Annotated in this window: 19 protein-coding genes; 3 read left to right on the top strand and 16 right to left on the bottom strand. The window is 38.3% G+C overall.

All coding sequences use genetic code 11. The annotated features are described in order from the left end of the window. Positions 1 to 37 precede the first annotated feature (37 nt). Both splB and FHY45_RS16150 read right to left on the bottom strand, forming a co-directional pair. Positions 38 to 1,066: a spore photoproduct lyase gene (splB, locus tag FHY45_RS16145; RefSeq protein ID WP_066105011.1), complete on the bottom strand. Its 1,029-nt coding sequence runs from the start codon at positions 1,064 to 1,066 to the stop codon at positions 38 to 40. Between the two features lie 96 nt (positions 1,067 to 1,162). Then, on the bottom strand, positions 1,163 to 3,715 hold the full coding sequence (locus FHY45_RS16150; RefSeq protein WP_139892495.1) for a vitamin B12-dependent ribonucleotide reductase: 2,553 nt from the start codon (positions 3,713 to 3,715) through the stop codon (positions 1,163 to 1,165). A 579-nt stretch (positions 3,716 to 4,294) separates the two neighbouring features. Between FHY45_RS16150 and FHY45_RS16155 the strand changes: the two genes are divergently transcribed. Beyond that, the gene (locus FHY45_RS16155; protein ID WP_225983605.1) at positions 4,295 to 4,678 is read left to right on the top strand and encodes a rhodanese-like domain-containing protein; all 384 of its coding nucleotides are present in this window, start codon (positions 4,295 to 4,297) and stop codon (positions 4,676 to 4,678) included. A gap of 57 nt (positions 4,679 to 4,735) precedes the next feature. Here FHY45_RS16155 and FHY45_RS16160 read toward each other — a convergent pair whose 3' ends face one another. Together FHY45_RS16160 and FHY45_RS16165 are read right to left on the bottom strand one after the other, a co-directional pair. Continuing rightward, positions 4,736 to 5,338, bottom strand: a complete 603-nt coding sequence (locus FHY45_RS16160; protein ID WP_066105014.1) for a DUF1836 domain-containing protein — start codon at positions 5,336 to 5,338, stop codon at positions 4,736 to 4,738. Between the two features lie 82 nt (positions 5,339 to 5,420). Further along, on the bottom strand, positions 5,421 to 6,098 hold the full coding sequence (locus FHY45_RS16165) for an NAD(P)H-binding protein (protein ID WP_139892497.1): 678 nt from the start codon (positions 6,096 to 6,098) through the stop codon (positions 5,421 to 5,423). A gap of 120 nt (positions 6,099 to 6,218) precedes the next feature. On the opposite strand from FHY45_RS16165, the gene FHY45_RS16170 reads away from it, so the two are divergent. After that, the gene (locus FHY45_RS16170) at positions 6,219 to 6,344 is read left to right on the top strand and encodes a DUF4023 domain-containing protein (protein ID WP_077248062.1); all 126 of its coding nucleotides are present in this window, start codon (positions 6,219 to 6,221) and stop codon (positions 6,342 to 6,344) included. A gap of 710 nt (positions 6,345 to 7,054) precedes the next feature. On the opposite strand, the gene FHY45_RS16175 is transcribed toward FHY45_RS16170, so the two are convergent. The 3 genes from FHY45_RS16175 to FHY45_RS16185 all read right to left on the bottom strand — a co-directional run bounded on the left by FHY45_RS16175 (position 7,055) and on the right by FHY45_RS16185 (position 11,190). Further along, on the bottom strand, positions 7,055 to 8,065 hold the full coding sequence (locus FHY45_RS16175) for an NAD-dependent epimerase/dehydratase family protein (RefSeq protein WP_139892499.1): 1,011 nt from the start codon (positions 8,063 to 8,065) through the stop codon (positions 7,055 to 7,057). Positions 8,066 to 8,220: 155 nt separating this feature from the next. Next, positions 8,221 to 10,257, bottom strand: a complete 2,037-nt coding sequence (locus FHY45_RS16180; protein ID WP_066105025.1) for a Na+/H+ antiporter — start codon at positions 10,255 to 10,257, stop codon at positions 8,221 to 8,223. 99 nt (positions 10,258 to 10,356) lie between these two features. Beyond that, positions 10,357 to 11,190 (bottom strand): hypothetical protein, encoded by an 834-nt coding sequence (locus FHY45_RS16185; protein ID WP_139892501.1) that lies wholly within the window; start codon positions 11,188 to 11,190, stop codon positions 10,357 to 10,359. A 133-nt stretch (positions 11,191 to 11,323) separates the two neighbouring features. Here FHY45_RS16185 and FHY45_RS16190 point away from each other — a divergent pair, with 133 nt between their 5' ends. Further along, complete coding sequence (locus tag FHY45_RS16190) at positions 11,324 to 11,923, top strand: kinase (RefSeq protein ID WP_139892503.1); 600 nt, start codon at positions 11,324 to 11,326, stop codon at positions 11,921 to 11,923. Between the two features lie 78 nt (positions 11,924 to 12,001). Here FHY45_RS16190 and FHY45_RS16195 read toward each other — a convergent pair whose 3' ends face one another. From FHY45_RS16195 to FHY45_RS16235, 9 genes are all read right to left on the bottom strand, one after another. Then, complete coding sequence (locus FHY45_RS16195) at positions 12,002 to 13,444, bottom strand: DEAD/DEAH box helicase (protein ID WP_139892505.1); 1,443 nt, start codon at positions 13,442 to 13,444, stop codon at positions 12,002 to 12,004. Between the two features lie 326 nt (positions 13,445 to 13,770). Continuing rightward, positions 13,771 to 14,898, bottom strand: a complete 1,128-nt coding sequence (locus FHY45_RS16200) for an SGNH/GDSL hydrolase family protein (RefSeq protein ID WP_257469159.1) — start codon at positions 14,896 to 14,898, stop codon at positions 13,771 to 13,773. Between the two features lie 120 nt (positions 14,899 to 15,018). Beyond that, complete coding sequence (locus FHY45_RS16205) at positions 15,019 to 16,899, bottom strand: beta-N-acetylhexosaminidase (protein ID WP_139892507.1); 1,881 nt, start codon at positions 16,897 to 16,899, stop codon at positions 15,019 to 15,021. Then, complete coding sequence (locus tag FHY45_RS16210) at positions 16,896 to 17,615, bottom strand: alpha/beta hydrolase (RefSeq protein WP_180350002.1); 720 nt, start codon at positions 17,613 to 17,615, stop codon at positions 16,896 to 16,898. The genes FHY45_RS16205 and FHY45_RS16210 overlap by 4 nt, the downstream gene beginning before the upstream one ends. 16 nt (positions 17,616 to 17,631) lie before the next feature. After that, positions 17,632 to 18,513, bottom strand: a complete 882-nt coding sequence (locus FHY45_RS16215) for an ROK family protein (RefSeq protein ID WP_139892510.1) — start codon at positions 18,511 to 18,513, stop codon at positions 17,632 to 17,634. Then, positions 18,510 to 19,229: an N-acetylmannosamine-6-phosphate 2-epimerase gene (locus FHY45_RS16220; protein WP_139892513.1), complete on the bottom strand. Its 720-nt coding sequence runs from the start codon at positions 19,227 to 19,229 to the stop codon at positions 18,510 to 18,512. The genes FHY45_RS16215 and FHY45_RS16220 overlap by 4 nt, the downstream gene beginning before the upstream one ends. A 156-nt stretch (positions 19,230 to 19,385) precedes the next feature. Beyond that, complete coding sequence (locus FHY45_RS16225) at positions 19,386 to 20,561, bottom strand: alpha amylase family protein (RefSeq protein WP_139892514.1); 1,176 nt, start codon at positions 20,559 to 20,561, stop codon at positions 19,386 to 19,388. A gap of 15 nt (positions 20,562 to 20,576) precedes the next feature. After that, positions 20,577 to 22,151 (bottom strand): FAD-dependent oxidoreductase, encoded by a 1,575-nt coding sequence (locus tag FHY45_RS16230; protein ID WP_139892516.1) that lies wholly within the window; start codon positions 22,149 to 22,151, stop codon positions 20,577 to 20,579. A gap of 39 nt (positions 22,152 to 22,190) precedes the next feature. Next, positions 22,191 to 23,720, bottom strand: coding sequence for a DUF4127 family protein (locus FHY45_RS16235; protein ID WP_139892519.1), 1,530 nt, complete (start codon positions 23,718 to 23,720; stop codon positions 22,191 to 22,193). Between the last annotated feature and the right edge of the window lie 3 nt (positions 23,721 to 23,723).

Here is a 23,723-nt window from a genome sequence, read left to right on the forward strand (position 1 = left end):
CTCATTTTTAATCTGGGAGAGAGAGGTTTAGAACACATTAGGTAAAGTATTGTATTTCTGCATTCGGAAAGAACTCTTTGATGGAGTTTTCTATATGAGTTTTCAAAGCATTCGCTTCTTCATCAGGATAGACATATTTCCCTATACCGTATTTCCCCCATTTATACTTACGCTTCGTTTCATCCATCTCAAGCTTTGTCTTAGGATATCGTGCTTGAATAACTTTTTTTGCCGGCTTTGTAAAGCGATGCTGGATGAGTTCAAAGCTAATTTTCATCATGGACAGCTCTTCACCTAACGCATGCCTCAAACGATCAAATAATTCGTAATATCCTTCTTCCCAGCCTTCATGCATATATATCGGAGCGACTATAAACCCAAGATGATATCCCGCTGCTGCCACTTTTCGAGCAGCCTCCAACCGCTCATCAAACGAAGAGGTTCCTGGCTCAAAATTTTTTATAACATAACGGGAGTTTATGGAGAAGCGGAAACTGGTTTTTCCATTATGTCTAGCATCAAGCAAATGATCGACATGATGAAATTTAGTTACAAATCGTAATCTTCCATATTCAGTACTGCCGATAAAATTAATCGTTTCCTTTAAGGAATGCGTGAGGTGATCAATACCTACTATATCGGAGGTACAAGCCGCCTCAAATCTTGTGATTTCCGGCGCTCTCTGTTCCATATATTTACTTGCCTGTTCAAAAATCTCTTCTAGATTCACGTACACTCTAATATAGGGCTTACTGCCAAGCGTTGTTTGTAAATAACAATAATGACAATGCCCCATACATCCTGTAGCCAGCGGGATCGCATACTCTGCTGAAGGCTTTGATGTATCAAATTTTAATGTCTTCCGTATTCCAATCACCATCGTGGATTTGGCGATTCGATATTTTTGCAGTTCATTATCACCGGGCAAATCGCGAATCTGATTATGGGATGTGGTTTGCCTAATTTCCACTGGCAGGCTCTGAAATTTTTCATATAAAGCCTTTCCTAACGGATATTCCAATGCTTTAGGTTCAAAATAAACTAATTGAGGAATAAATGGTTTCATGTTTTTCACCTACTTAACAGATAGTGTGTTCAGAAATAAAAAAAAGGATGGCGTTAATCTTTACCATCCTTTTTATCACTTATATCAATTTTTTATTTACAATCCACATTTAAGCTGAGCACCGCAGTTCGTACATGTATTGCACCCACCAAGTTCCTCCACTTTTCCTTGGCGGCAGACCGGACAAGTATTTCCAACTTCGCTTCCGATTGTTACGCTTGTTGATTCAAGTGCATCAATTGTGTCGATAAGAACAACATGCTGCTTCGTATGTTGTGGCTGAGTGGATTGATCCGTATCGTTTTCAGCCTTTAACGTTAATACCTGTGTATCACGGCTTCCATCTACGTATACAGTTCCACCCTTAGCTCCGCCTTTATATAGACGCTCATATACTCGTTCTACTTGTTCAACGGAATATCCTTTCGGTGCATTTACCGTTTTACTGATCGAGCTATCAATCCAACGTTGGATAATGCATTGTACATCAGCGTGTTTCTCAGGAGTTAAATCCATTGCAGAAATAAACCATGAAGGTAGATTATTGCTGTCTGCATTAGGATTGCGACGTAAATACTCTTCTACTATATCAGCTTTCACTTCAATAAATTTACCCAAACGTCCGCTTCTGAAATATGTGAATGAGAAGTATGGTTCAAGACCTGTAGAAACACCTACCATTGTACCAGTGCTTCCAGTAGGAGCAACTGTTAACAAATGTGAGTTGCGAATACCATATTTCATGATTCCTTCACGAATATGTTCAGGCATTTTTTTCATATACCCTGTATTAATAAAACGTGTGCGCAATTCCTTCGTTTCTTCCTCTGATTCACCAACTAAGAATGGGAAGCTGCCTTTTTCTTTCGCAATTTCAATAGATTCCTCATATGCTGCAGTTGCAATTGTTTCAAATACAATATCAACCAGCTTATTTCCTTCTTCGGAACCATATTCTTTTTCACAATAAATAAGCATATCATGCAGACCCATTACACCTAGGCCAACGCGTCTTTCCCCTAGAGCCTGTTTTTTATTGGCTTCAAGGAAGTATGGAGTCGCGTTAATAACATTATCCTGCATGCGCACGCCCACTTTTACCGTTTGTTTCAGTTTCTCCAAGTCCACTTGTTTGCGATCTTTATCTGTCATTTCAGCCAGATTGACAGCAGCCAAGTTACATACAGAATAAGGAGCCAATGGCTGTTCCCCACAAGGATTCGTCGCAACTACTTTTTGACCGTACGCTTTAGCGTTTGTCATATCGTTTGCATTATCGATAAAGAAAATGCCCGGCTCCGCAGAATAAGTCGCACAGATATTGATTAAATTCCATAATTCGCGAGCTTTAATTTTACGATATACACGCACAGCATAACCTAGTTTCTCCCATTCGCGTACATCACCGCAATCAGCCCATTTTTCATTATAGGCTTTCATATCTTCTTCATTATAGGACTCAACATCCGGGAATCGAAGTTCATATTCTCCGTCATTTTCTACAGCTTCCATAAATTCTTTTGTTAAGCACACTGAAATATTGGCACCTGTTAAAAAGTCTGGATTATGAACAGTATCATTTCCACCAGCGGAAAGTTTTTCTTCTGCTTCCTTAATGATTGCCTCATTAAATCCGCCAAACCCCGAGATGTTTTTATAATTGACTATGCCTTGATACATGGCTTCCTCTTGCAGTGTGAGCGGAGTGAATTTCAATTTTTCAGATGCATGTCTACGAATTACTTCATCCTTGCTGACTTCCATTAAGAAGCGCAAAATTTTAGGATTTTGCATTTTTGAGATGATAAATTCTACGATATCCGGATGCCAGTCAGAGAGCATAATCATTTGAGCTCCGCGACGGGAACCCCCCTGTTCAACTAAGTGAGTTAATTTTGCAATATCATCCAACCAGGATACTGCACCTGAGGATTTTCCGTTTACACCGCGAGCAAGCGTGTTTCTTGGACGTAAAGTGGAACCATTCGTACCGACACCGCCTCCGCGACTCATAATTTCCATCACATGTTTGCGATGTTCAGAAATCCCTTCACGGCTGTCATTAATAAATGGCATTACATAGCAGTTAAAGTAGGTTACTTCTGTTTCAGAACCGGCTCCATAGAGCACACGTCCTGCCGGGATAAAATTCGTTTGAACTAATTCATTATAAAATTTATCAAACCATTCCTTGCGTTTCTCTTCCGTTTTTTCAACTTCAGCCAAACCGCGTGCATTCCGTTTCGCAATCTGTTCATAATAAATTTCAAGTGGTTTTTCAATGACGTCGAGTGATTTACAAATCAGACCGGTTTTAATTTCATCATGCTTGTCCAAGGATGAGCGGAATTCTTCTTCAACCAATACATGTGCTTTCTTGGCTTCCCAATCAATATGTTGGATGTACCCAAGTCCACGGGCAGGAAATTTTGGGTCTTCTTTAATGGTAAGTACAACAAAATCTCCATTACTAAGTGTCATTTTTTCCGTATCTTTGAAGGAATAGCGATCTATCATCACAAGCCTTGAAACACCCTTATACGTCTTATTCATGTCTGGAGTAATCGGAAAAACTTGCGGAAATAGGGCTATATCTTTATTTAACCTTTCGACATTTATAGACAACTTGCGATTTGTTACAGTAGGCAATTTGATCTCTCCTTCAACCAATAATATTATCTCTTTTTTATTTATCTTTGTTAAGTTCTTAAATGAATATCTCTACGTTATCATAGGCTACATTTTAATTCAACATATAGTATTTGTATTTTTATAATTCATACCACATATAGTGTCTGGAGCATCTTCTGCTAAAATTGTCAATTATTAAAATTTTACAAAAAGTAAAGAAAATCAAAGATATAATCTTCTTTTTAACTATTTTCGAACCAAAATAAACAAAATCTCAGCTTGCATATTATGAAGCTTAACTATGCTTCATATAACAGCAATTTTGCATTTTCGACCCAAAATTTTTTTCCTAAAAAATAAATTTTTGTCCATAATGCACGATACTTGATTTATAGTGATTTGTAAACTTATTGTCCTTTCTAATAACGCTATATCGATATAACCATTATTTTGAATCCAAAGACAATATGTCTACCTTCCTAAATGCAATAATTTTTTATCACAAATTCGTAAACTATTACCAGAAAATTTTTTTGCCAGACAAATATACGAACTGTATAATAGTAAAGTGAACAGAAAGAGAAAGTGGGGATTGAATTGCCAACATCATTAATCGTATTAATTGTTCTGGCTGTATTGATCATTGGATATTCCATCTACAGTTGGTTCTCCAGCAAAAAAATGGTTACGACATTGTCCCAAGAGGACTTTAAAGCTGGCTATCGAAAAGCTCAGTTAATAGATGTTCGTGAGCAAAAAGAGTTTGATGGCGGACATATTTTAGGAGCCCGCAACATACCTTCAACACAATTGAAAATGCGTATGAAGGAACTCCGCAAAGATAAACCTGTTTATCTTTATTGTCAAAGCGGAATGAGAAGCACACGAGCTGCTCAGATGCTATATAAAAAAGGCTATCGTGAACTTTATCAACTCGAGGGCGGCTTCAAACAATGGAAGGGTAAAATTAAAACTAAATAAAATCAAAGAGCCAATGCAGGGTATGCACTTGGCTCTTTATAATTAAACGGATATTTTTTATGATTTCGTTTTATTACCACTGTTAAATTCATCTACCAGATTCTCTGCTGCTTTTTTATACAGCTGGCTCATATGAGAAAGAGAAGCGATCATTAATAATTTCTCAAAATATTCAACATCGCCATTGAACTCATCCAGAGTGCCGCCTAAATGTACCCCTTCTTCTTTTGCCTCAGAGATACTCTCTAGTATGTCTTCTTTAAATTTATGAGCATTGTGATCAGTCAAGCGCAGAAAGCTGGAATACAGCTCATCAAGCTGTAAGTCTTCCTCTACTATCTTAGTGTTCAAGGGTCCCAGAATCGTTTTAATGTCACTTATAGAGAGTGTCCCTTTCAACTGATAAATCAGGCTGATTACTATTAAATGCCGCTTAGAATATTTTTTATTTTTAATAGGAAAAAATACTTTACCCTTGGCATAATTGTTAATCATCGTTTTAGTTAAAACTTTTTCATCATCATTCCGCTTAGACATTTTGAATTTACTCTCGAATAATTGAATGACTTGATCCATATATAAATCAATATCTGGTATATCCTCTAATGTGATTTTATCTTGCAATCCCAGTTGATTGATAAGTTCTTCATTGTTTTTCATTTTGTAACCTCTGTTTACTAATAGTAATTTCTATTATACATTAACCATTCAGATTCTGTAAGGATGGTGAACTTTTAGCATTTTATAATTTATCGGAATACTTGGCAATTTGCTCTATCTCATAGGAAGCAACTTCATTTATACCCTTTTTATCCTGCAGCGCACATATATACATAGCCTCTGCCACCATTTTTCCTTGTACCGGCTTATATTTCTTAAGAGGACCTTTAAATACAAACGGGCAAGATTTACTGACTAAAGCTGCCAATCCCTCTCCCAATCTAAATTCTTGCCTATTCCCCAATAAAAGTGATGGTCTAAAAATGGTTAGACTGTTTAATTGAAGCTGTTTCAATGCAGTCTCCAGTTGCCCTTTTGTTTTGCTGTAAAACACATGGGATTTTTCATCAGCACCCATTGCAGAAATAATTAAGAATTGACGAACCTGGTGCTGTTTAGCATTCTCTGCAAGCATCAACGGGTATGTATAATCGACTTTCCTAAACGCTTCCTTTGTCTTCGCTTTCTTAATGGTTGTACCCAAACAGCAAAAAATACAATCAACATCACTTGGTAGAGGTTCCTGATCCAATTGTTCAAAATCCGGAAAACTTTCCCTAAGCTTTGAATGTTGAATACCCGTGCTGGTCCTTACCCATACAATCACTTTCTCAAATTCACGTGAATCCAAAAGCGTTGTCACCAATTCCTTTCCAACTAATCCGGTTGCCCCAATTACTAACCCTACTTTACCGGTCATCTATTTTCCTCCATCTACCCTTTATTTTCGTTTCCTCTATTATAATCTATTTTCGTCATGCATGAATTCCATTAAAATTGAGAAAATAACTATAAATCCATAAGAGGGAGGATGAAATATATGAAAGAAGAAAGCACTCATGAATTTGTAGAAAATTTGCATGAAAAGCAACAAAAGGCTGAAAAGAACCAAGCTAAACAAGGATATGGACGTCCAAGCAAAAAACTTCCAAATAAACAGCATTAATACCTTGTAATCGAATGCCATGAGTTATGTTTCTCATGGCTTTTTGCTTACTTGCCAGCCTTTCTTACGATTAATCCCATAAATAGAGTAACACCTATTAGTACCAGAATAAATCCAAAGGTTTACGTTTTGAGATGCTTTTCTAAAAATACTCTGAAGTAATAACCTTTTTGATATCATAAATGGCATAAAGATAAAGAAAACACGCCCCAAAAAACGGCGTGTTTTCTTTATTGTAAATATTACTTCTTCTTTAACTAATCCTCCATTAATTTATTAAAATGCTATCTACGCCCACAATTGGGTTCGTTCTTTATACTCCTCTGATAGATTCACCAGTCCCCCCTATTTCCTCCAAGTAGTATTATAGCTTCGTTTGTTATACAAGATCTCAGTCCACCTAGCCTTATATATATTTATACAAGTAGGGGGTGAACAGTTTAGCGGAGGAAATCCATATCAGTCCCACATCCCCGTAAATTCTACCCTGGCTACTGATAGAATAAATCCATATAAAAAGTTCAACCAGAAAGTTCTGGCTGAACTATATAATACGAACCATACCAACTTCCCCTTCCATACGAAAGCCACAATCTTTACGAAACAGCCTTTTGTTAAGGTTCTTTATAATGACCCATTACCTTTTTCATAACAAAAAGGAAGGAAACAAAGCTTCCCTTCCTTTATATATATTTTTCTCTCATGTAGATTTATTCAGCTTTCATATCAACTACGGCTTTTTTTCCTTCCAATATATCCAGACTTAACTGAACTGATTCTCCGATGGCTTTTTCTATATCATCTGGCTGTACACCAAAGTGGTCAACAATTGTCTTTTTATCAATGAAAAGATTTTTAGTAAAGATTTTTGCGAATTCAGCCGTATCCAATCCCAGTTCTATTCCAGCACTCTTTTGTTTTTCTGCTTTCGCCTTCATCGCTTCAATATAATTAGAGGCAGGAATTGTTATGATTTCTTTGTCCGGTGTTCCCATGTATTTATGGAAGATGGTCAGCATTTCTTTCCACTCCATATTATAATAGCCAACCGGGTAATTACCTGTCTTCCCATTTATTAAGGCACCAGCAATGCACTCCCCGATCTGCTTCGCTGTCACCATGGTTGTTCCTCCTTCAGGATACATGACAGCTTCTTTCATATTTTGAATCTGTTCAACAAGGAATACCCAAACAGGCTTACGTCCCTGCTGGCTTCCAAAGACATATGGAACCTCCAAAACGGCTACACTCATATCATCATCCCCGAAGGATAAAGCCATATTAGCCTGATCTACACGGCTCCTTATATATGGATGGTGCTTCGTCAGTTCATACTCGGGTAGTTCTCTATTAAAATAAGCAAAATACGACCCCAGTACAACTGAATGTTTGACACCGCATTCCTTTGCTATTCTTAATAGCCGTTCTAATGGTGTAATATTATATTTTTCAAAAAATGAATAGATTGGTGATGGTGCCTCTACTCTTTCATCTACACCTGCCGCAAAAACAAATCCGTCACAGCCTGTTAAATATTTACGAATATCATCATCTGTCAATGTTAAATAATTTCCCAGAGTTATCTCCATTTCTTCAGGAAGGTTACTGCCTTCAGGGATAGGTGGCAGTGACAATGTTGCCACTTCATGCCCTTGTTCAATTAATACCCTTGCGCCTTCAGCACCTAATAAGCCCGTACCGCCAATCATAAATACTTTCATGTTGGTTGCCTCCTCCGTTTCATTCTCCTAAATTTTATCATCTAAGATAGTGGTATATTTGACCAAAAATGTATTTTATGTGAAATCTTATACTCACATTTCCCTTTACCTTTAAACGGTAAACAAAAAAGCTCACAGGTAGAACACCTGCAAGCCTATTCCTCAATTTCCTGAAGCATAACACTCTCCACATAATTCACAAATCGACGTAAATCCTGAGCCAGTTCGCGATTTATTTGGCCTTCTTCATACATTCGCTGAATGTCAGCTCGTTCAGCTTCAATAGCTTTGAAACGTAATTCTTCTTTTTGCTGATCCTTCATACTATTATTTGAACGGGCTTTATTTGGTTGCTTCAGTTTATCAATAATTCTTCGATACTCATAAATGATGGATGAAACATGTGAATTGTTCGTTTCCTCTACATATTTTTCTAGACTTTCAATGGCAGCTTTTGTCGCCTGAATCTGAATATCCCGCATATCATTTAACAGGACTGCCGTCTTTTCGTTTTCCTTGGTTATCACACGCTTATATTGCTTATACTTCCTATATAATTGGCCAAAAAGAGTCGTTATTTTGGACATGAAATTCTCTGTGAGTAAATTTTCTCTTATATCCAAGGACTTCTCGAGTCTTTTCACAATCTCTTCACTTACAGAACCATCAGCAGCAGCCTCCTGGATATAATGTCTTTCTGCTCTTAAACCAACTAAGCGAGCCTCAATTCTCTCTTTTTGCGATACCTTAATAAATTCTAAATCCTTATTTTCATAGCGAATTTGCTCAATCATCTTTTTATATTCACCAATTAACTCGTAACCAGCGGATTGATTCTCCGGCTCTAGTTCTTCTTCAATCCGCTTTATGGCAGTCCTCAATATTTTTAATTTCATCTGAGCATCTAAAAACTCTTTCTCTTCATCATTCTCTGGTTCAATGGCTTTTTTACTGATCAGAGGCAATAGAATAGTCGCAGCTAAAAGAGTAAATAAAATAACACCGCCTGCTATAAATACAATTAGAGAACGTTCAGGAAATAAATCTCCAGTTGCTACAAAGTATGGCATTGACAATACACCTGCCATCGTAATTGCACCGCGTACGCCGGTCAAGCCGGTTAGAAGGGCCACTTTCCAGCTGGGCTTCGATTGTTCTTTTCGGTTAGTTATGTAATAACCCATGCTTAAGAAGCAGTAGGACCAAACAATTCGGATAATCATGATAGCCAAACCAATCGCCAGGACATAACCGAGCACAAGCCAATTGCTGATTAGAGGATTCTCTACCGTTGCTCTCATAGAAGAAGGCAAACTCAAGCCCAATAATAAAAACACCACTCCATTGAGTACAAACAAGATGATCGACCACATATTCTCAGTGACCACCTGTTCCTCAGCACTTTTCATTCCAGTCTTTTCACTTAAACTGGAATGAACAATACCTGCAGCTACTACAGCAATTACACCAGAGGCGTGCAGGACTTCTTCTGAAACAATATAAACAATAAATGGCGTTACAAATTGCAGCAAAGAATAAAAGGTGACATCCTGTATCCCTTGTCTTCTTAGTGAATAACGGATTAGGATAGCTAATAATCCGAGGATAATACCAGCAATCGCACCAACAATTACCACATAAACAAAATCGGCTGCTGCCTCCTGTAATGAAAAATAACCTGTTACAACCGCAGCAACTGCATAATTAAAGGCAATTAAACCAGACGCATCATTAATCAACGATTCGCCTCGAACAAGACGTAAAATAATCGTCGGTAAGTAAATCCTTTCGGCAATTCCGTTCACCGCTACTGGATCCGTTGGAGAAAGGATAGCTGCTAAAGCAAAAGCAGCGGCCAACGGAATACTGGGAATCAGCCAATTAATAAAATATCCGCCAATTATAGTCGTTAAAAAAACAAGAATAAATGCATTGGCCAATATTGGCCAGCGCATTTTCCATAAATCATCGCGTGGAAATCGACGTCCATCATTAAATAATAGTGGTGCAATAAATAAAAGCAAAAACCATTCCGCTTTTAACTCAAATGATAGATCCTGTATGAATAAAGCAAATAAAATCCCCAAAGCTATTTGAGTTAAAGCGGTGGGGATGGATGGAATATAGTGGCTAATAATATTCGATATTAAAAGCATGACTAAAAGCAATATAATTGATAAAAGTAAATCCATTATTCTCCCTCTAACTCGATATTAATAATTTTTATATTCTGCCACAAAAGGAGGCTACTTATTAATATACCCATTCAGATATGTGGAAAACTTTTCTCTTTAATCGGATTCATTACTGTGTTGTAATCGATCCGCTTCAATCTTGTATCCAAGTCCCCTTAGCTCACTTAAAACGAACTCCCTGACTTCTTCATCATCCATTATAATGCCAAGAGTTTGTGCATCTCTGACAAAAGCAAGTTTATTTTCTACGGAAGCTTTCTGAAAGTATGCCTGTAAATCTTGAACGTCAATTTCCACATCCTCTTCTAATTCGTATTTATCGCGTGTGATTGGTTGATTACTTATCGGAATCACCCCAATCCCGTCTTGTGTATGTATAGCGATTTGCTGTTTTCTCTCCTTAAATAGATTGTTATAATATGACTTTACATCTTGAATAACCGTACAATTTAATGATTCCTTTAATTTTCCAAGTACATATTTCCTCTCTTGTAAAAACTCTTCTTCATCATATTCGAATTCCGCTTTGTCTTCACTTTCTTCTCCTTCATCAGCCATCTCAATCGAAAGAAAATTTCCGATTTCGATCGCATCCTTCATCGTGAAAAGGAGATTCGTAAATTCCTTTAAATTACGAGCAGCCAAAAAAACAGCTGATCCAAAATCCATAGGGCTAACATAAACCACATAGGCCTCTTCCAAATCAGTAACAGCTCCAAAATCAGTCAATAAACCAAAATGAATCCCATCCGCTCCGGTAGACGCAAATGTAATGACATCGCATGGTGTGACGAAATAATTCTGATCCTCCGTGTCCAGCATTAGTCCAAGTGAATCTAAAGAATACCCGTCTTTTTCAAGATTGTCCTGCAGTTTCTGTAACTTTTGAAAAGTGGGTGGCATCTGTTTATAATGTCTGGCAATATCCACGTAACCGCCTCCTTTGTATTGCCCTTTCTATAATTATAAAGGAAAATATTTCTAAAGGAGATTAAATAACGGAAAAATCAAATTCTTTTATTTAAGTGAGGATAATTTCAAAGTACAGGAGGCAAGGAAATACTTGGGGAATTATATACAAAATCTAATTAATCAATTACCCGAACTTAAAGTAGGACAAAGATTTATTCTTGGTATTGATGGCCTCAGTCGTTCTGGGAAGACGACTTTTACCAAAAGAATGAAACAGTCACTTGAGAAACAGAGTCTATCATTTCACCTTTTTCATATTGATGATTTTATTGTAGATAAAGATAAACGTTATCACACTGGTCACGATGAATGGATTGAATATTACCGACTCCAATGGGACGCGGAGTGGCTAAGAGCTAATTTTTTCAATCAATTAAAGAAATCAACTGAGTTACTCCTCCCTGCATATGACCCCACCACTGATAAGCAAAAATGGCAAGTAATCCAGATTCCAGCAACTTCCCTCATTATCGTTGAAGGTATATTTCTGCAAAGAAAAGAATGGAGAGCATTCTTTGATTTTATGATTTACCTAGATTGTTCCAGAGTAACTAGATTCAGCCGGGAAAGTAAGACCACACAGGAGAATATCGATAAATTTCAAAATCGATACTGGAAAGCAGAAGAGTATTATATAAAGAAAGTTACCCCGCTAGAACGAGCTGATTTGGTTATCATGAATGATGATTAGATCTTTAGGATGGATCTAATTAAAACAGCCCTTCCGAACGATTCGGAAGGGCTGTTTAGATCGGTGAGCATCCTATTATTATTCAAATGCCTCATATACCTTTAATTTCTTTCCTTTAACAGTTTTATTCTTCATAGCCTGTAAGACGATTGGACCTTTATTGTTCAATATTTCAACAAATGTAGCCTGGTCTTGAATTGTGATAATTCCAATGTCTTCAGCAGATATGCCTTCAATTTTTGCAATTGTCCCCACAAAATCGACAGCTCTCAATTTCTTTTTCTTGCCGCCATTGAAAAACAGCTTCATAATTCCACTGTTTAATTCGGTCGTTTTATCTTCCTTTATCTCATTTTCGAACATTTTTGATTCGAAATTCGGCCTGCATTTTTCTACTTCTGCTTCAGTTGGCTCCTCTTTTACCTGAATAGCAAAGCCTATATATTCTTCTGCCTCTCTCAATAATTCTTCATCAAAAGGAGTTACAAAAGAAATGGCTACTCCCGTATGTCCCGCACGGCCCGTTCTTCCCGTCCTATGTACATAGGATTCCTTTTCCACTGGAAAATCGTAATTCAAGACATGCGTAATATTTTCAATATCAATTCCGCGCGCAGCGACATCCGTGGCAATTAAATATCGAAACTCACCCCGTTTAAATTGATTCATAACATCGAAGCGGTCCTCTTGATACATTCCACCATGAATTTTACCGCATGAATACTCCCATTTAACCAATGTATCAAACAGATTGTTTACCTGTTCCTGTGTGCGGCAAAAAACGATGCAGCTATCCGCATTCTCTATCGTCGTAACTTTCCTTAGCAGCTCCGCTTTCTTTTCATGCTTGACCCTATAATAAGAGTGTTCGATCAACTGAGTCGTCATCTCTTTTTTGTTAATTTCAATAAAGATTGGTTCTTTTAAATATTGATTGGATAGGTTTTGAATATCATCCGGCAATGTTGCTGAAAACAGCATGCTGATTCGTTCCTTAGGTAATTCATTTATAATGGCTTCAACCTGATCAATAAAGCCCATATTCAACATTTCATCTGCTTCATCAATTACCAAATAGCGAAGTTCATCAACATTTAATGTACCTTTTTGAATGTGATCCAACACTCTTCCAGGTGTTCCAACAACAATATGATTTTTTTGCTTAAGCTCCAGCTGCTGCTTAGCAAATGATTGCTTTCCATAAACAGCAGCTGCTTTAATCCGCTTAAATCGGCCAATATTCGTTAAATCTTCCTTCACCTGCGCAGCCAATTCTCTGGTAGGGGTTAGGATAAGTGCCTGAGGTTTATTTTCTATCCACTCTATATGATGACAAATCGGGATTCCATACGCAGCTGTTTTCCCGCTGCCAGTTTGTGCTTTTACGATAAGATCCTGATTACCAATCGCAATTGGAATCACCTTTTGCTGGACCTCTGTCGGTTGAAAATAATTCATTTTACTTAATGCCCGTATAATTTCGGGACTTATGTTAAAATCATTGAAGCTATGTTCAGTCATTTATGTTCCTCTTTTTCGGTTACTTAGCTGATTCTCCACTTTAGAGATGCTTTTATCTATTATACCTGATTGGCATGGAATAGTTGAAATTTGATTGGTATTCTTTGAGATTCAAGCAAAAAGAGGTACCGTTTAGTTTTAAACATGGCTTTTATTTTCAACTCTTCATCTTCCGATAAATGGTTGCAAGTTGAAACAATGAATGAATGAATGAAACAATCCTGGGCTGGGCAAAACCAATGCAAAATAATCCCTCACATTTCTTTGTGCCCGGAACGAACTGTCCAAATTCACTGGTTTGAAACTCAATATGAGAACCCCTTAATTTAGAGATCATCCCCTGCTTTAAGGCTCCTTAATGGCGTAAGTGCACTCTCGATCCGATTGGCCATTTCCATAAAGCCCAAGTCGTTGGGATGGATTCCATCGACTGTGCATTCATGCCAATATTCACCCAACAAAGCAGCCCCATCTATAAATGAAACCTGTGTATCCCCCTGTTGTCTTAACTGCACCACAGTTGATTTCGAGTATTTTCTACGCGCTTGAAAATCCTCATATTCACCTATCAACTTATCTTGTACAAAAGGAATTCTAGAGATTATGATAATAGGGACATCTGGATGATATTCCCTGTAGGATTCGATAAAGGGAATTAGTGTAGCTTTATATTCCATAAATGAGACATTCGCCTCATAATCAAGGACAAAGCAGGCTGGACGCTCGATTTCTCTGATGGTTAATGCTACCCCTTGTTCACCTCTGCCACTTCCGGAGAATCCTAGATTAATAAATTCTAAATGAAACCTTCTGCTCAGGATATTTGTGTATGACATACCTGGCCTGCTTGCACAGGCACCCTGAGTAATGGAAGTACCATAAAACAACACGCGATTATCTGAAACATACGGAGTAGGCGGTTCAATGATTGCACTAAGATTTGTTCCTATAAAAACCTCTTCTACCCCCTGATACAAAGGGAAATTCAATGTTACTTCTCTTGATTGCTCCTTGCTATGTTGTCCATTACTGTAAAAATCCCAAATAGTTCTCTCAAAAGATTGATCAAGAAGAGAGGGAATCGCAGACGCATAATAGCTTTTCTGCCCCGGCTCTCCCACGTATATATCAAAGCCGCATTGGCCAAGAGCAGTCATATGACCCATATCTGCAGCAGCAGTCAGTTTTACTTTTATTTCAAGCCTGGAGGCATTTGTCCGAAAGCTAATTTGTCCTCCGGATGTATGATTCGCCAATTCATCTACGCGCTCGGGTATCTCATAATCAGGTTGAGCCGGAAGCCGCCGATACCGGCCTTCCTTGTTAAACCACGCAAAACCACTTATGCGAAATGGCTCTTCTTTTGGGTTGTGCCATCGTATCTCCTCTTGCTCCTTTTTGAGCTCCCAGCCGACTTTCATCTGAGCGGAGTTTTTTTCATTAATACTTTCCATTTGTTCAACCTCATTTTCCACTCAATTTTAAAATTAATGAATCATGAAGCTTAATCTGTCATTGAAGTTTCTGGCACCATGGCTTTGGCCTATTAGTTCACCCTTTTCATTTGTCGGCCACTATAAATTACTAGCTGTCACAATCCGATGGTACGTCTCCCCTCTGCCCAATGTTACATTCTCTGGAAATTGTTCTGGACCATCGTATCTAAGCCGATCTTCCTCCAGCTCTTCTAATTTCGGAACTTTGTTATTTAACCATTCATCTAGTCGATATTGCGCTGTTTCAAGTCGCGCTAATAATCCTCCATATCTAATATCCAAAACTTCCCACCCAAAAGCTTTATTAACAGAAAACCATACATCTCTATGTTTCTTTCTTAACGTATCAACCTCTGCCTTAAGAATTTCCAGCTTCTCTTGACACACCTTTATTTTGGGTTTGTCAACCTTGTCATAGGCAAGCTTTAATTCAATTCCTAGTTCCGCTTTCACACTTAACACCCTTGCTAGCTGCTCATAAAAGCAAAACAACAATTCCATGCCCTGATTGCGCGCCTTGGCCACCCGCAGCTTCTCCACTAAACCACTGTAATGAGTTGCAATCGGAAATCCCTTTATATTTTCATCGAATAGTCCAACTAATATATCCTGCCAAAGTAAAAATTTGGAGGGGTTTGAGGAATATAAATTATCCTGTGTTACTCCTGGAATTTCATCAAATTGATTCAATATATAAAAATCATCTAGCTTGCAGCCTGTACAGTAGTAAAACCGTTCCTCCAAATGCTCTCTGCTCACATCTTGATGATAGGCATATTCAGCAAATAACTGCAGTCCGGGAAGTACGGTTTGAATTGGAGTTTCCGCTCCATTATCCCCCCACATTGTTGCAAAGACCTCTTTAATGCCTGTTTTTTTGCATGCATTTAAAGCGGCCTCCGTGTTCCTAAAAGCCCTTGCATAATTCGGAGAGATCCCATTCCATGTCCATAACCCGCCGGCAAAGATTGGGTCAGGGACAATTTGTTTATGAGTGTTTAGCATACCCTCATAAAAACTTTCTTCCTCGTGATAATAGTCCCAATACACCATCTTCACATTCGGAATTGATTGTTTTACTTCTTCAAGTAGCGTTGAATCAAAGTCATAATAATTTCCCTCTTTAGAAGCCAATCGAAAATACATATCACTCCAAATCATTGGCTGCAACCCGTATTCCTCCGTGATTGAAACAACTTCCTGAAGATGCTCATTCATTATTTTATATCGATTTCGATACCCGTTTTTTTCAATGTACTTTCCACGGCCTAGCTGAAGCGCTTCATCCATTCCGATATGAATCTTTTTCGTACGATAAGGCCTCGATGCTGCCCGAATCAATCTTTTTAAAAATTCATATGTTTTCGGTTCGCCAACAAGCAAAATGTCTTCCGTATCCTTTATCTCATTCGCATATCCCCATTTTAATGCTTCCTTTAAATGAGCCAATGTTTGAATACACGGGATCATTTCAATTCCCAAATGGAAAGCATAATTGTCACATTCTCGAATTTCATCATCCGTATATTTCCCGCGCATATATCCAAAATAAGGAGTTTCGGCAACCTCATAGGTATCCTCTGTATACACCATTACCATATTCAAGCCCATTACAGCCATTTGGCGCAATAGCATTTTAATACCATCAACAGTTAGTACCGCATTTCTGGACACATCAATCATGGCACCACTTGTTTCAAATTGAGGCTCTTCAGTAATATGGAATTCCTTGTCTTGGTTAATATGCTGTAGCCATAACCCTAATCCTCTAAAAAAATGAATTCTTTTATGAAAAAGGATTTGCGCCTTGCCATTTTTATTACGTACCTCCAAAGGTCCTTGACGGTTTATCACTTCAATTGGATACCCATCGTCAGTACTTTTTATTCCCAAATCAGCACTAAGGAGCTTAACTCCCTCTAACACCTCTGTAAGCTCGCCTGTAAAATGTATCTTCATGTTTGTACTCCCTTTACGAAAAATTGTAATGCGGCTGGTAAATCCCTTGCCCAAACCTCCCAAAGATGCTCGTCCTCAGATTCTCTATAATCCACATTTACATGACTTAAAAGAAAACTTTGATACAGTTCCCGATTCCTCTTTAGAAAATATATTTTTTCTTTAGAGACTGAGGATATGAACTCATTTTCATACACCCCGACAGTTTGATATACATTCCATCCAGTTAATTTTACATTCTCCAGCTGTCTTATATCTCCATCAGAAATAGCCGGAGACTGAAGCAATAAATGCGTCCACAATCCGGGCTTTTCTAATGCAATATTCAGGCTAATGTTCCCTGCTAAAGAGTCTCCGAGAAGACCTCGTTTTGAAATACTTTCAATCCCAAGGTTACTTTCAATTTCGGGAATAAATTCTATATTCATAAAATGCACGTAATTATAAAATGAAGAGCCAGTTCGGGTGAATGAATTCCACCTTTCGGCCGAATCTCCAGGATGAATAAGAACGAAAATGAGATGGCTGGCCAGTTCAGGGTTTGCAAGAACTATATCCAAAATTGCTTTTTCCAGTCCTCCCAGCTCTAAATAGTCCTTACCATCCTGGACATATAATAAATAAGCATCTTCAATTTGCTGATTACATTTTATAATCTTGTAATCTAGGCTTTTTTGTAAAAACGAACTATAAAATTTACGATTACATGTATTCAATGTATTTAGCCCCTTTTCAGCTAAATTTGTGCAACGAAATCGCCCCATACAAGCCAGCTTTATTACCGAATTCAGATTTCACTATTTTTACATCTGAATAGCTATCCATAATGTGCTGATGAACCTTTTCAGAAACAAGTTTGATAGACAGATCTTGTTCCATGATTCCACCACCTAAAACGACACAGGTGGGGTTGAAGATATGAATTAGACTGGCAATACCGCGTGCAACTTCATTTGTCCAATGATCAAATACTTCAAACAGCTCCTTGCACCCGCTTTGTATCATTTCAAAAAGCTGCCTGCCGTTAGTGCAGTCGGAATTTACAGTTTGCGCCAGCCTAATAAGGGCTTTTGTCGAACCATATTGTTCATAACATCCCTGTTTCCCACAGCCGCAACGAACACCATTTGGGTAGAGATTCATATGTCCGAATTCTCCTGCTATACCAGTGAAACCACGATACAGTTTTGAATCAATTACAATCGCTCCGCCAATACCTGTACCAAAGGTCAAAAAAATAAAATCCCGATAGTTCCTACCTACTCCATAATAGTTTTCACCAAGAGCAGCTGCATTTACGTCGTTTTCAACCTTGACGGGAACATGGAACTTTGATTCTAGAAAATCCTTAATTCTTGTACCGGTATAGTTGGGCAGATTGTCATTCGCGTAAATAATATAGCCTTCCTCACAATTCACTTGACCAGCAGTGCTAATACTGATCGCATCTATATCGTGGTACTGATCGATTATTTTCTCCAACCTTTGAATAATAGATTGCCCACCTTTTATACTTTCCGTTGGAACCTCTTTAAAGAGCTCCATCTTTCCATACTTATCGGTTAAGCAAACTTTTATAGATGTCCCACCAATATCAGCAGCAAATATTTTCATAACTCTTTTACCTTCTTATGATTCACTTCTGGAAGAACTTGTACAAACCGTTTTGTAATTACTTGCGGGCGTGTGATTGCGGACCCTACTACAGCCGAGTGAACTCCTGTTGCCAAAACTTCCTTTAATTCTTCAGGTGAAGAGATGCCACCCTCGGCTATTACCGGTATCCTTAAATGATTGACAAATTGCTTAATCAAATCTATATTTGGTAATTTTACCTCTTTTGTATATTCTGTATAGCCGCATAATGTCGTTCCTGCAGCATCAAATCCCAATTTTTCCGCCTGAATTCCCTCTTCTAGAGTCGAACAGTCCGCCATAAATAATTGTTGTGGATATTTTTCTCTGATCTCAGGAAAAATCTCAGTAATTGTATGACCATCCGGCCGTACTCGGTTAGTGGCATCCAATGCGATCATATCTACCCCTTCATTTACAAGAAGATCAATTTCCCTCATTGTTGGAGTGATAAAAACATCAGTATTTTCATAATCCCGTTTGATAATACCGATAATTGGCAAGTAGGTTACTTTTTTTATTTCATGGATATCTTCTACACTGTTAGCCCGTATGCCGCTTGCACCTGCTCTGGTTGCAGCCTCCGCCATCTTACTCATAATATAGGAGCTATGCAGGGGCTCATCAGGCAGTGCTTGGCATGACACGACTAACTTTTTGTAAATTTTGTCAAAAAACACTTGTTTATCATCCATCTTATACACTCCACTCCAGTTACTTATTAATCTATGATTCAATCAATTGGTCCTGGTAGATTGGCACAAAGGTTCATATCAAGTTTGTGTGAAAATCCTTCTTGAAGATCTCACAAGCCTCCACCGGAGATGTATTTCAGTCAGAGAAAATCCCTGCTATAGTATTTCTTCCAGTTCGTTCCACCACTGATAATCCTCTAAATAAACTGTGTCAAACAGCATAACTCCATTTGTCCGTTCCTTGCAAAGCTGCACAGCTTTTTTAAATTGTTCAACATCATTGGTATAATCCTTCAAGAATAAACTAGCAATCACAGGAGTTTTTCCATTAATTGCTTCTTCACTCATCTCAATCGCACCTTCAACGCTATACCAACTTGCAGGTCTCCCATTGCTTTGCGCTTCCTTAATCGTTACATCTGAGTAATAGCAGCCTGTCATGATAAAATCAAATTCTTCTGCATATCCGGATGTATGATACGTCTCAGAAGCCCATTCTAAGGAAGGGCGATAGCTTTCACTTCCCCAATTGACGCCTTCGTTATAGTACAGTGGATACCATGAACCAACATATATTGAGAAAATGAAATCCGGATTTCTTGTTTTGACGACATTTTTAGCTTTTTGAACAAAGTTTTTAATGTTTTTAGCACGGAATTCAGCCCATTTTGGAAAAAGAGGACCAAACATAGGTTTCTTATCTTCAACAATCAGAATATCCGCTGGCCATTTTTTTACTTCCTTGCCTATAAAAGCTTCAAATCTTTGTTTACTTAACTTGCTAAAATCACCATAAACGTTCGGATATCGACATCTGTCTAAAACAACACCATCTATTTCATAGTTTCGAACAATTTCTTGAATGATATTTAGTTCATAGGCCTCTACTTCTGGATGAATCGGATTAACAAACACCGTTGGATCATTGTGATTTTCCGCAGCTGTCGGCATGGATGAAAATGCTTCGTTATAATGAACAACCTGCCACTCAGGCTGAGCATATACCATTCCTTCTTTGTCTATACCATTTCCTTCTGCGAACACATCGACATTTGCGATAATCTTGAGACCAGAGTTTTTTGCATGATCAATCATTTCTTGAAGAAAATCCCGGCCCTTCCAATCATGGTACTGTTCGTCCTTCAATTCACTAACATGATATGCATACTCACTAGGATAGGTTGTAAATCCATATGGAATTTTCGCATCAATGACAAGATGTGTGACCTTACAGTTCAGTGCATGTTGAATGAGCTCTTTCGTTTTTTCTGGATCTAATAATCGAGTACCATTTGCTAAAAAATCCACCCATAATATGTTTGATTGGTCCATTTTCCCCACCCTTCCTTATAGATCAATATCGTCTGGCCAATGAATCTGAACTCCTTGATTTATCAAAATATTTCGATAGTTCTTCAGATGCACTTCTTCTTGTCTAACCTGGTAAGGGGTAACATTGTTTAGCAACGAATAAGCCACTAAATAACCCGCTGATTCGCCAATATTCCATTCCGTCGGATGAAGTCTGTAGCAGCCATTTGTAATTTGAGTCGTTCCAATGTTTTTACATGCTGGAATCAGATTTTTCACTCGCACTGGTATTAGAGCTCCAAGGGGAATTTCATAAGGTAAATTTGGAATATAGAAACTTCGGTTTGATACCGTTGTATGATGCAAATCTAAGTGATAGCTTCCAACACCCACACTATCAAAATACCTGCATATTCCTTGATCCCCTCTTATTTCTTTACTAACATCCTGTTCGGTAATGGTGTAAACCGCTTTGATTCTTCTTGATTCACGAATATATGGATATTTTGCAAGGCCATCCTCTGTATCCAATACATCCTTACGCAGCCTTAAGCCAGGGTAGCCTTTTCCACCGTCAATTCTTGGTGCTTCAGTTTGAAGCCAGTACAGGAGGGATAAGCTTTGCTGTTTGGCGTTAAATAAGTTTTTTTCAGCTTCTTCTTCTGTTACTTCATAAATCGGTCCTAGGAAGTAGTCATTTTGCGCCCAATTGATCAGAGAAATATCACCTTCGTATAAATCCCCGTCCAAGTTTTCTGTATCAAGTATTCTTCGATAAGTAAATAAGGAAGGAATTCCTTCCTTATTAGGGAATAACGTAAATTGTTTTAGCTTTGATGTATCATCTGCATCTGTCGCATACCAGCTGAAAAGGGGGAAATGTGAAAAGCTCGGCATATATTCACGCCAAAACTCATACTGCTCAGGTTTATCTATGATAAAATTCCCATCCTCCACATAATCAACCGCAAACACATAGGTAAACGATTGCATATCGATTGGATTTGCTTCCTCCAGTGCATGAGGTTCGCCTGTATCTTTTCTTGATTCCGCGCCTGATACATAGTCAACCCCGGCAATTGGCAGAACATCCCCACATTCTGTTGCATCTATAAAGTATTGGCCAATCAATTCAATTTTTTGTGCTTTCCGGATGTGAGTCACTGTAACGGATTTTACGACATCATCTTCTGTTATCGCTTCTTGCGGCTTATAGTTGTAAAGGACTTTTATTTTCCCACTGTTCATGTATGGAGCAAGCATATCACCAATTACCTTTAAGGCAACTTTAGGTTCATGTGCCAACCGGCTTACCCATCCATTTCCAGGGTTCAATGTGTCATTTTCCTTTGCTTCCTTCGTAAGCTGATAATTATCACGATAATATTGGCGAACTCGATCTCTAAATTCACGATACGTAGCAGTACAACCATATATCTCAATCCACTTATGTTCATCAGGAGGTACTGCCTGACTTGTAAGCTGTCCACCCAACCAATCTGTTTCTTCCGTCATAATGACCTTTAAACCCATTTTAGCAACAGCCAATGCGGCCATGCAGCCACCTAAACCTCCACCTATTACCACTACATCAGCAAATTCTTTCTTCATCGTAGCAGCCCCTTTATTCCCAACCATTTTAGTAAAATACTAGTTTTTCATTTTCGGTATATGTTTAACAACCAGACCGACTTCAAACATACGGCTCCATGGCATGTAGCAATCTTGAATATGTAAATCGTTTTCCTCATCGCTAAGATATTCGCCAATGAACTTCATTAATTGCTCCTGAACTAGATCAGTAACCTTTCCTTTTTTTCCGTCAACGAGGAAATAATTTAATCCTAATCCAGGCAAATGATTAGCCGTGATATTTTTTCTGACGATGCTGCAATAGCCCGCATCCTCGACATACCGTAATGCAAGAAAGTTACAATGAGTTTGCGAACTGCCATATATAGTGTGAAGCATTCCCTGTGTGATGCATGTTCCCAACGTATTAGAACTTGTATTCCAACCAGCGTAACCAGCTAATTTAAAAAGAAGCTTCTTTCTTTTTAATAACGTTAGCAGCCCTAAGTCGGCACCGTTCGCAAATGCAACATCAGCCACCACACACTGGATATTTCTTTCATTCACTGTATACTCAAGCTGCTCGACAAAATCGATTAAATTTCGATTCACCTGATATTTTGTACTAAGATTGTCCTGGTAGGCAGCTTCCATCATCGGCTCTACTGGTGTATTAACAAATAATACAAAATCTGCTAATGTACTATCGGAAGTTAGCAGTCCACCGGCTGCTAAAATTTGATATTTGAGAGTTTCCATTAAAGGGCGATCTTCATATAACGGTATAACAGACGGACCTTGTATACTTGAGAAAACTGGATATACAATTGGTCTTTTCTTTTTAAAGCTATTAAGCATTCTTGCCAGCAATGTACATCCAACTTCATCTGCACCTGGATACATATACACATCTAGTTCAAGATGATGCGAGGCGATTGCTCCTCTAACCACCTGTTGGTCAAGGGCCGTCCATCCGTAAGGCGCGGAATCGTCCTGAGGAATAACCAAGAAATCTATAATTCCATTATTCACATAGCCAAGGACGAGCTTATTTACCTCAACATTGATTTTTCTTCGAGTTAAATAGTCATCCACTACCTCTTGTGGCAGCTGCAACCTAAGGTTTTCATATTGTTGTTGGTCTTCTTCAGATGCAAGATTGGCAGAAATCAGGTGTTGCAGTCTTCCATACTGGAAGATTTCACTCCCCCAATCTGCATAATAGTCCGGTTCCTCATCACTGCTTGAATATTTAGGACATCTCATAATCAAATTGAATGCGTATAGTTTTACATCCGGATTGATTTCTTTCAGGCGGCCCAGTCTTAAGAGTGAAGTTCTGATCTCATCCAATGTTAGCTGGTGCAGGCGAGAAGGAATGATTCCGCCATACAACAATGTATCTAATGAAAGAATGAGACCATCTGCATCCCTTGCTTCTTCAAACAGCCATTCCCAGATCTTCTCCGTGTTTCCCGGAACCTTTTTATCCCCCATCATACTTGAACTGGGTTTTACTATATTGACATCTGTTTGTTCTGTTAAAAGGCTTGGAAAAGAATAATTACATGGCCGTTCATCTAATGGGATATAAACAATTTTATTCATGTA

The sequence above is a fragment of the Bacillus sp. D386 genome (genome assembly GCF_006346415.1).